This is a genomic window from Methylobacterium sp. WL119 (assembly GCF_008039875.1).
In the GTDB taxonomy this organism is placed as follows: domain Bacteria; phylum Pseudomonadota; class Alphaproteobacteria; order Rhizobiales; family Beijerinckiaceae; genus Methylobacterium.
This window is the reverse complement of sequence record NZ_VRUU01000150.1, coordinates 1-8,462: the sequence shown is the minus strand read 5'-3', so window position 1 is coordinate 8,462 and position 8,462 is coordinate 1. Positions and strand designations below refer to the sequence as shown.

8 protein-coding genes are annotated in these 8,462 nt (G+C 72.4%); 3 read left to right on the top strand and 5 right to left on the bottom strand.

Annotated features, from left to right (window positions below; all coding sequences use genetic code 11):
- The 3 genes from infB to truB form a co-directional block, all read left to right on the top strand.
- Positions 1 to 2,198 (top strand): translation initiation factor IF-2 (gene infB / locus FV227_RS26810; RefSeq protein ID WP_147860309.1); only part of this gene is annotated, 2,198 nt, incomplete at its 5' end.
- Between the two features lie 114 nt (positions 2,199 to 2,312).
- The gene (gene rbfA, locus FV227_RS26805; RefSeq protein ID WP_147728627.1) at positions 2,313 to 2,747 is read left to right on the top strand and encodes a 30S ribosome-binding factor RbfA; all 435 of its coding nucleotides are present in this window, start codon (positions 2,313 to 2,315) and stop codon (positions 2,745 to 2,747) included.
- Between the two features lie 166 nt (positions 2,748 to 2,913).
- Positions 2,914 to 3,900, top strand: a complete 987-nt coding sequence (gene truB, locus FV227_RS26800; protein ID WP_243931682.1) for a tRNA pseudouridine(55) synthase TruB — start codon at positions 2,914 to 2,916, stop codon at positions 3,898 to 3,900.
- Between the two features lie 96 nt (positions 3,901 to 3,996).
- On the opposite strand, the gene FV227_RS29355 is transcribed toward truB, so the two are convergent.
- The 5 genes from FV227_RS29355 to FV227_RS26780 all read right to left on the bottom strand — a co-directional run.
- A complete protein-coding gene (locus FV227_RS29355) occupies positions 3,997 to 4,137 on the bottom strand; it encodes a hypothetical protein (RefSeq protein ID WP_187274966.1) in 141 nt (46 codons plus the stop codon).
- Positions 4,134 to 5,222, bottom strand: a complete 1,089-nt coding sequence (locus FV227_RS26795) for a phytoene/squalene synthase family protein (protein ID WP_147860308.1) — start codon at positions 5,220 to 5,222, stop codon at positions 4,134 to 4,136. The genes FV227_RS29355 and FV227_RS26795 overlap by 4 nt, the downstream gene beginning before the upstream one ends.
- Complete coding sequence (locus FV227_RS26790; protein WP_147729376.1) at positions 5,203 to 6,729, bottom strand: phytoene desaturase; 1,527 nt, start codon at positions 6,727 to 6,729, stop codon at positions 5,203 to 5,205. The genes FV227_RS26795 and FV227_RS26790 overlap by 20 nt, the downstream gene beginning before the upstream one ends.
- 9 nt (positions 6,730 to 6,738) lie before the next feature.
- Positions 6,739 to 7,686, bottom strand: coding sequence for an alpha/beta fold hydrolase BchO (gene bchO / locus FV227_RS26785; RefSeq protein WP_243946985.1), 948 nt, complete (start codon positions 7,684 to 7,686; stop codon positions 6,739 to 6,741).
- Between the two features lie 57 nt (positions 7,687 to 7,743).
- Positions 7,744 to 8,462 (bottom strand): VWA domain-containing protein (locus tag FV227_RS26780; protein ID WP_147860307.1); only part of this gene is annotated, 719 nt, incomplete at its 5' end.

Sequence of the window (8,462 nt, the reverse complement as noted above, 5' to 3'; positions counted from 1 at the left end):
CCGCCGCACGGCCGCCGCTGACCGCGCGTCCGACCCCGGCCGAGCCGCGCAAGACCATCACCGCGGACGTGCGCAAGCCGCAGAACCTGAACTTCATGGCGCGCCCCGCCCCGGCGCCCGAGCCCGAGAAGAGCGCGAGCCCGACCACCGCGGCACGGCCCGCGGGGACCGCTGCGCGTCCGGCCGGCCGCCCGGCGGCGAACGAGGACGAGAGCGAGACCAAGCGCGTCATCCGCCGTCCCGGCATGCCGCTGAAGATCATCACGCCGCCGAAGACGCCCAAGCAGCCCGGCGGCGACCGCAACCGCGGCCGCCTGACCATCGCGACCGCGACGTCCGGCGAGGACGAGCGCACCCGCTCGATCGCCTCCTTCCGTCGTCGCCAGCAGCGCATGAGCGGAAGCCGGCAGGTCGAGCAGAAGGAGAAGCTGTCGCGTGAGGTGACGATCCCGGAGACGATCACGATCCAGGAGCTCGCCAACCGCATGTCGGAGCGGGCGGTCGACGTGATCCGCCTGCTGATGAAGCAGGGCGAGATCCACAAGATCACCGACGTGATCGACTCGGATTCGGCGCAGCTCATCGCCGAGGAGATGGGCCACACCGTGCGCCGCGTCGCCGAGTCGGACGTGGAAGAGGGCCTGACCTCCGACGAGCCGGATCTCGACGAGGATCTCGATCCCCGTCCCCCGGTCGTCACGATCATGGGCCACGTCGACCACGGCAAGACGTCGCTCCTCGACGCGATCCGCAAGGAGAACGTGGTCGAGGGCGAGGCCGGCGGCATCACCCAGCACATCGGCGCCTATCAGGTCGCGTCGCCGTCGGGCGACATGATCACCTTCATCGACACCCCCGGCCACGCGGCCTTCACCTCCATGCGCGCCCGCGGCGCCAAGGTGACGGACATCGTCGTGCTCGTGGTGGCGGCCGACGACGGCGTGATGCCCCAGACGATCGAGGCGATCCAGCACGCCAAGGCGGCGGGCGTTCCGCTGATCCTGGCGATCAACAAGATCGACAAGCCCGAGGCGAACCCGCAGCGGGTCCGCACCGAGCTGCTCCAGCACGACATCCAGGTCGAGTCGATGGGCGGCGAGACGCTGGAGTTCGAGGTTTCGGCCAAGACCGGCGACGGCCTGCCCGATCTGCTCGAGGGCCTGCAGCTGCAGGCCGAGATCATGAACCTGCGCGCCAACGAGAAGCGCGACGGCGAGGGCACGGTCATCGAGGCCAAGCTCGATCGCGGCCGCGGCCCCGTCGCGACCGTGCTGGTGCAGCGCGGCACCCTGTTCACCGGCGACATCGTCGTCGCCGGGGCCGAATGGGGCCGCGTCCGCGCGCTCATCGACGACCAGGGCGAGAACATCCAGTACGCGGGACCGTCGGTCCCGGTGGAGGTCCTCGGCTTCAACGGCACGCCGGATGCCGGCGACCGCGTGATCGTGGTGCCGAGCGAGGCCCGCGCCCGCGAGGTCACGGAGTATCGTGCCCGGACGAAGCGCGAGCGCCAGAACGCCCGCACCGGCGGCGCCAATCGCTCGCTCGTCGACATGATGCGCGACCTGAAGGAAGGCGCCGGCCGCAAGGAGCTGCCCGTCATCATCAAGGGCGACGTGCAGGGCTCGGTCGAGGCGATCTCGGGCGCGTTGGAGAAGCTCGGCAACGACGAGGTCTCGGCCCGGATCCTGCTCGCCGGCGTCGGCGGCATCACCGAGTCGGACGTGACCCTCGCGACCGCCTCGAAGGCGGTGGTGATCGGCTTCAACATCCGCGCCCACAAGGAAGCGCGGGAGCTCGCCGAGCGCAACGACGTCGAGATCCGCTACTACAACATCATCTACGACCTCGTGGACGACATCAAAGCGACCCTGTCGGGCATGCTGCCTCCGACGCTCCGCGAGGAGCGCCTGGGCGAAGCCTTCATCCAGGAGATCTTCGAGGTCTCGAAGGTCGGCAAGGTCGCCGGTTGCCGCGTCTCCGACGGCGTGGTCCAGCGCGGCGCCCATGTCCGCCTGATCCGCGACAGCGTGGTGATCCACGAGGGCAAGCTCTCGACCCTGAAGCGCTTCAAGGACGACGTGAAGGAAGTCACGTCGGGCCAGGATTGCGGCATGGCGTTCGAGAACTTCGAGAACATGCGCGCCGGCGACACCATCGAGTGCTACCGGGTCGAAGAGATCCGCCGCACGCTCTGATCGCGTTCGACAGCGCATCGACACGGCGGCCGCGGCTCCTGCCGCGGCCGTCTTTTTTCGTACTCCAGTCCTGCCTCGTCTGCTCGACGACCCGGTGCCGGACCGCAGAAGACAATGGCTCAGAAACCCAACCCGAACGGCCCCACCCAGCGCCAGCAGCGCGTCGCCGAGCTCGTGCGCCACGCGCTGGCCGAGGTGCTCCAGCGCGGCGACATCCAGGATCCGGTCCTCGGCACCCACGTGGTGACCGTGCCGGAAGTTCGGATGTCGCCCGACCTCAAGCTCGCCACCGCCTACGTGATGCCGCTCGGCGGCATGGACGAGGCGCCGGTGATCGCCGCGCTCGAGCGCAACCGCAAGGCGCTCCGGCAGGAGGTGGCCCGGCGGGTGAACCTCAAATTCGCCCCCGAGCTGCGCTTCCTGCGCGACGACACGTTCGACGAGGCCGCGCGGATCGACGCGCTGCTGCGCAACGAGCGCGTCCAGCGCGACCTCGACAAGGGAGTGCCGGACGAGGACGACGCGGAGGTCGGCGGGGGGCGCCCGTGAGGGTCGGCCCCGACCCGATCGAAGACGCCATCGCGGCGCGGCACCGGCAGGCGGGCGCGCACCGATCCAGATTCCGTTTCGCCGATTGACGTAAAAAAGCATGATGCCGACCGAGGTTTCCATGAACGACGTCCCGACCTCCGAGCATCCGGTCTCCGCGCCCGAGATGCCGTCTTCGGGCGAGCGCCGCAGCGAGGAGGGCCGTCGCCCGTCCCGCGGCGGTCCGCGGCCCGACCGGCCGAAGAAGCGCGACGTGTCGGGCTGGGTCATCCTCGACAAGGGCGTCGGCATGACCTCGACGCACGCGGTCGCGGTGGTGAAGCGCGCCTTCAACGCCAAGAAGGCGGGGCATGCCGGCACCCTCGATCCGCTGGCATCCGGGATCCTGCCGATCGCGCTCGGCGAGGCCACCAAGACCGTCCCCTTCGTGATGGACGGCCGCAAGGCCTACCGCTTCACCGTGAGCTGGGGCATCGAGACCGACACCGACGACGCCGAGGGCCGCCCGGTGGCGACGAGCGAGGACCGCCCGACCCGCGCGGCGGTCGAGGCCGCCCTGCCGAGCTTCGTCGGCGCGATCGAGCAGGTGCCGCCGCGCTACTCGGCGATCAAAATCCAGGGCGAGCGCGCCTACGACCTCGCCCGCGACGGCGAGGTGGTCGAGCTGGTGGCGCGTCCCGTCCAGATCGATCGCCTCGCGGTGGTCGAGCACGAGACCGACCGCACGGTGATCGAGGCCGAGTGCGGCAAGGGCACCTACGTGCGGGCGCTCGCGCGCGACCTCGGGCGCATGCTCGGCTGCCGCGGCCACGTCTCGGCTCTGCGCCGCACCCGGGTCGGGCCGTTCGCGGAGGCCGATTCCTGCAACGTCGCCGGGCTTGACGCCGCCGGGCCCGAGGGCAGCCTCGCCCACCTGATGCCGGTCGAGACCGCTCTCGACGCGATCCCCTCCGTCTCGGTCTCGCGCGACATGGCGATGCGCCTGATGCGCGGCCAGTCGGTGATCCTGCGCGGCCGCGACGCGCCGGTCGAGGGCAAGATCTTCGCGACCTGCGGCGGCATCCTCGTCGCGGTGGGCGACGTCGAGCGCGGCGAGCTGGTGCCCCACCGGGTGTTCCACCTCGGCGGAACGGCCGCCGGCCGGGCATCCTGACGTCGATGGCGTGAACCGGGGCGGTGTGGTTTGCGCCTCTTCCCTCCCCCCGCAGAGGGGGGAGGGAAAGCGCGGATGGAATAACCGTCCGTGATGCTACTCTCCGCGGTCCACCTTCGCCGCCGCGCGGTCCCGCCGGATGCCGCGCCTGAGCGCGACGAGCTGCCAGATCGCCAGCCCGAGGGCGAGCGCGAAGACCAGCCCGATGTCGAAGGCGGCGAAGAGCGGGTCGCTCACGCCGGCTCGCGCCCCGTCGCCTCACGCTCGCGCAACGCCTCAATCATCTCGAGCACCCGCACCGCCTGGCCCGGGATGTCCCACCAGGGGCGGGCCAAGGGCGTGCGCGTCGGCACGGCCTCGATGAGGTAGGCGGTCTCGGGCAGGCTCGGCGCGTCGCGCTCGGTGCCGCCACCGAGCGGCAGCGCGGCGCGGGCGAGCAGCTGCAGCTTTCGCCCCGCCCCGACGCGGGCGCGCCGGGTGACGCTGTCGAACCCGTTCCGGACGATCTCCGTACCGATCTCGGCATAGATCAGACGCGCGGCCCGAATCGCCGGACGGCAGGCGAGCGGCAGGCCGCCGATGCCGGCCTCCGAGCGGGCGTAGAGCACGTCCGCGGCGGCGAGCAGCCGGGCGACCACGTCGCGCAGCGCGTCCGTCGCGACCGGCTCGGCCAGGAACGCGTCCGGATCGATGCCGGCCTCGTCGAGCCAGTCGAGCGGCAGGTAGAGGCGGCCGGCCCGCGCATCCTCGCCGACGTCGCGGGCGATGTTGGTGAGCTGCATCGCCACGCCGAGGTCGCAGGCCCGCGCCAGCACGTCGGCATCGCGCACGCCCATGATCAGCGTCATCGTCGCGCCGACGGAGGCCGCGACGCGGGCGGCGTAGGCGCAGAGCGCGCTCAAGGTCGCGTAGCGCCGCCCTTCGGAGTCCCAGGCGAGGCCTTCGAGCAACGCCGCCGGCAGCGCCTGCGGGATCGCGTGGTCGGCGACGACGTCGGCGAGCGCCCGGTCGGCGGCATGGTCGGCGGGGTGGCCGGCATGGATGCGCGCGAGCCGCGCATCGAGCCGAAGCACCGCCCCGGGCGCCGCGCCGGCCTCCGCGTCGTCGACGAGATCGTCCGACAACCGGCAGAAGGCGTAGAGCCCGTAAGCCGCGCGCCGGACGCGCGGCGGCAGCAGGTGTGCGGCGGCGTAGAAGCTGCGCGACCCCGCCCGGATCGCGGCGCGGCAGGCGGCGTGGTCGGCCTCCGACGCGTGCGACGAGGCCGGGCGCAGGGCGGCCAGGAACGCGGCCGGAAGCGACTCAGGCGAAGACGCGCGCATCGGGAACCACCGTATCGAGGACGCGGGCCGTGGACAGGACGCCGGGCAGGCCGGCGCCGGGATGGGTTCCGGCGCCGACGAGGAACAGGTTGCGCACGTCTTCCGAGGCGTTGTGCGGACGGAACCACGCCGACTGCGTCAGCACCGGCTCCAGCCCGAAGCCGGAGCCGCGGAAGCTCAGGAAATCGTCGCGGAAATCCTGCGGCGTCGTCACCTTCGAGGTGACGAGCTCGGCCGAGAGGCCCGGCAGCACGGTCGCCTCAAGGGACGCCTCGATGAGCCGGCGGTAGGGCTCGGCGAGCGCCGCCCAATCCTGGCCGCCGGCGAGGTTCGGCACCGGCGAGAGCACGTAGAACGCGTCGCATCCCGGCGGCGCCAGCATCGGGTCGGTCTCGGTCGGCCGGTGGAGATAGAGCGAGAAGTCGTCGGCGAGGTGCTTCCTGCGGAAGATGTCGTCGATCAGCGCGCGGTAGCGCGGCCCCATCAGGATGGTGTGGTGGGCGACGTCCGGATATTTCCGCTTCGTTCCGAAGTACCAGACGAACAGGCCCATGGAGGAATGGGCCTTGTCGACCTTGCGATCGGTCCAGCGCCGTCTGGCGGATGCCGGGATCAGATTGCGGTAGGTGTGGGCGGAATCGGCGTTCGAGACGACGATGTCGGCGGCGATCGTCGTGCCGTCGGCCAGGCGCACGCCGGTGGCCGCGCCGCGGGCGACGGTGATCTCGGCGACCTCCGCGTCGCAGTGCAGGGCGCCCCCCTGCCCCGCGATCAGGCCGACGAGGCCGTTGACGAGGCGGCCGGTGCCGCCCATGGCGAAGTGCACGCCCCAGCGCCGCTCGAGATGGGCGATCAGGCAGTAGATCGCGCTCGCCCGGAACGGGCTGCCGCCGATCAGCAGCGGGTGGAAGCTGAAGATGGTCCGCAGGCGCTCGTCGCGGATGTACTTCGCCACCACGTCGTAGACGCTGCGGTGGCCGCCGAGCCGCACGAGGTCCGGCGCGATCCGCAGCATGTCCCGGATGCGGCCGAAGGGCACGTGGCCGAGCTCTTCGAAGCCGACGCGGAAGATGGCCTCGCTCTGCGCCATGAAGCGCTCGTAGCCGGCCACGTCGGCGGGCGAGAACTTGGCGACCTCCGCCCGCATGGCGGCCAGGTCGCCGGAATAGTCGAAGGTGGCGCCGTCGTCGAACCGGATGCGGTAGTAGGGCCGCATCGGCACCAGGGTGACGTCGTCCGCCATGCGCCGCCCGCACAGCGTCCACAGTTCCTCGAACAGGAACGGCGCGGTAACGATGGTCGGGCCGGCGTCGAAGGTGAAGCCGTCCTGCCGGTGGACGCGGGCCCGCCCGCCCGGCTTGTCGAGCCGTTCCAGCACCGTGACCCGGTAGCCGCGGGCACCGAGGCGGATCGCGGCGGCGAGCCCGCCGAAACCGCTGCCCACGACGACGGCGTGGGGCCGGCGATCCGCATGTGTCAACGGTACCGACGCATCGAGTGTCAACATGGTTTGACACTAAGGTCGATTGCCGACCTCAGGCAAGGGCCTTTCTGAGGCTCGGGCGGACCGCGGCGCCTCGGCTGCGGTCAGGGCGTCGAACTCCGCGAGGATCGCCGCAGTGACGCGCTCGGGCGCTTCCTCGTGCGCGAGGTGGCCGAGGCCGCGCATCAGCTCGACGCGGGCATCGGGCAGGCGGTCGCGCACCGCGAAGGCGGTGTCGGGCGCGATCGCCTTGTCGTCGGAGCCGACGACGAGCAGCGTGCGGACGCCGAGCCGCGGCAGCGCGCGGTCAAGGGCGTCGAGGTTCCAGTTCGCCATCATGCCGAGCGCTCCGGCGACGTGGGCGGGCTTCCGGAACAGGCGGCGATAGAGGTCGAGCCCGACGGGGTCGATGCGCGAGCCGGTGCCCTGGATCAGCCGCTGCACCGCGGCGCGGTCCGCCGTCCAGGCGAAGATCTTCGGCGTCATCCGATTGAGGAACAGCATCCGCGCCATGCTTGGGAACAGGATCGAGGCAAGACCTGGGAACGGCTTGAGGGCGCCGTTCAGCGCCACCAGTAGCCTCGGCGATAGCCGCGCGTCGAGGCAGGTCCGGGCCAGGATCGCGGCGCCCGCCGAATGGCCGACCGCCACGACCGGCCTCACGTCGAGCTGCGTCGTCAGGTCGGCCAGGGCGGACGCCATGCCGGGAAGCGACAGGCGGCCGGCCGGCAGCGGATCGGTGAAGCCGTGGCCGGGCAGGTCCGGCGCGATCACGCGGAAGCGCCCGGCCAAGGCCGGCATCAGCCCGCGCCAGGAATGCGTCGCCGCGCCCGTCCCGTGGACGAGGAGCAGCACGGGGGCGTCGGCCGGCCCCATCGCCTGCACGTGCCAGCGCAGGCCGGAAGCCTCGACGAAGCGGCTGGCGTCGCGATGCGGCCAGTCGCGCCCGTCGCGCTCCCAGTCCGGGCGGTCCTCGGACATGCGTGTCATGGTTTCCTGAAGGACCTGGTTTCCTGAAGGACCTGCCGATGCGAGCCGTCACGCCGCCGCGCCCGCCGCCCGCACCGCGGCGCTGAGCTTGCGGGCGTCGGCCTGCGGCAACGGGAGATAGCGGGCGCCCATCGCCTCGGCCAGGGCGCGCGCCGAATCCTGCGGGCGCGGCGCGGTGTCGATCAGGATCGCGGAGAACGCCGCCGCGCGGAAGCGCCGGGCCGCGGCGAGCGCGTCCTCGGCGGCGCGCGGCCGGCCCGGTGCGCCGGCGCGGTCGACGTTGGCGCGCCCGTCGGTGAGCAGCACGACGACCGGGGTGCCGCCGCCGCGGCGGACGGCGAGCGCCACGTCGGCCGCCGCATCGAGCCCCGCGGCCAGCGGCGTGCCGCCGCCGCCGGGCAGCTCGGCGAGCTCGCGCTTGGCCCGCACCAGCGAGCGGGTCGGCGGCAGCACGAGCTCGGCCGCCCGGCCGCGGAAGGCGACGAGCGCCACCCGGTCGCGGCGGACATAGGCCTCGGCCAGCAGCAGCTCGACCGCCCCCTTCGCCTCGGCGAGCCGCTCGATCGCCGCCGAGCCGGAGGCGTCGACCGCGAAGATCGTCGTGCTCTCGGTCCGCTGGCGAAAGCGCGTGATCCGAAAATCCTCCGGCCGCACCAGGATCGCCCGGGCGTCGCCCGCTTCGGCCTCGGATCGCCGGAGGGCCTGCCACGGGGCGGCGGCGCGCAGGGTCGCCAGCAGCGCCAGGCGCCCGCGGCGCGGGTCGCCGG

Coding starts and splice junctions, on each gene's coding strand:
- rbfA (WP_147728627.1), top strand. CDS start 2,313: ATGGCTCAGAAACCCAACCCGAACGGCCCCACCCAGCGCCAGCAGCGC.
- truB (WP_243931682.1), top strand. CDS start 2,914: ATGCCGTCTTCGGGCGAGCGCCGCAGCGAGGAGGGCCGTCGCCCGTCC.
- FV227_RS26795 (WP_147860308.1), bottom strand. CDS start 5,222: ATGCGCGCGTCTTCGCCTGAGTCGCTTCCGGCCGCGTTCCTGGCCGCC.
- FV227_RS26790 (WP_147729376.1), bottom strand. CDS start 6,729: ATGTTGACACTCGATGCGTCGGTACCGTTGACACATGCGGATCGCCGG.
- bchO (WP_243946985.1), bottom strand. CDS start 7,686: ATGTCCGAGGACCGCCCGGACTGGGAGCGCGACGGGCGCGACTGGCCG.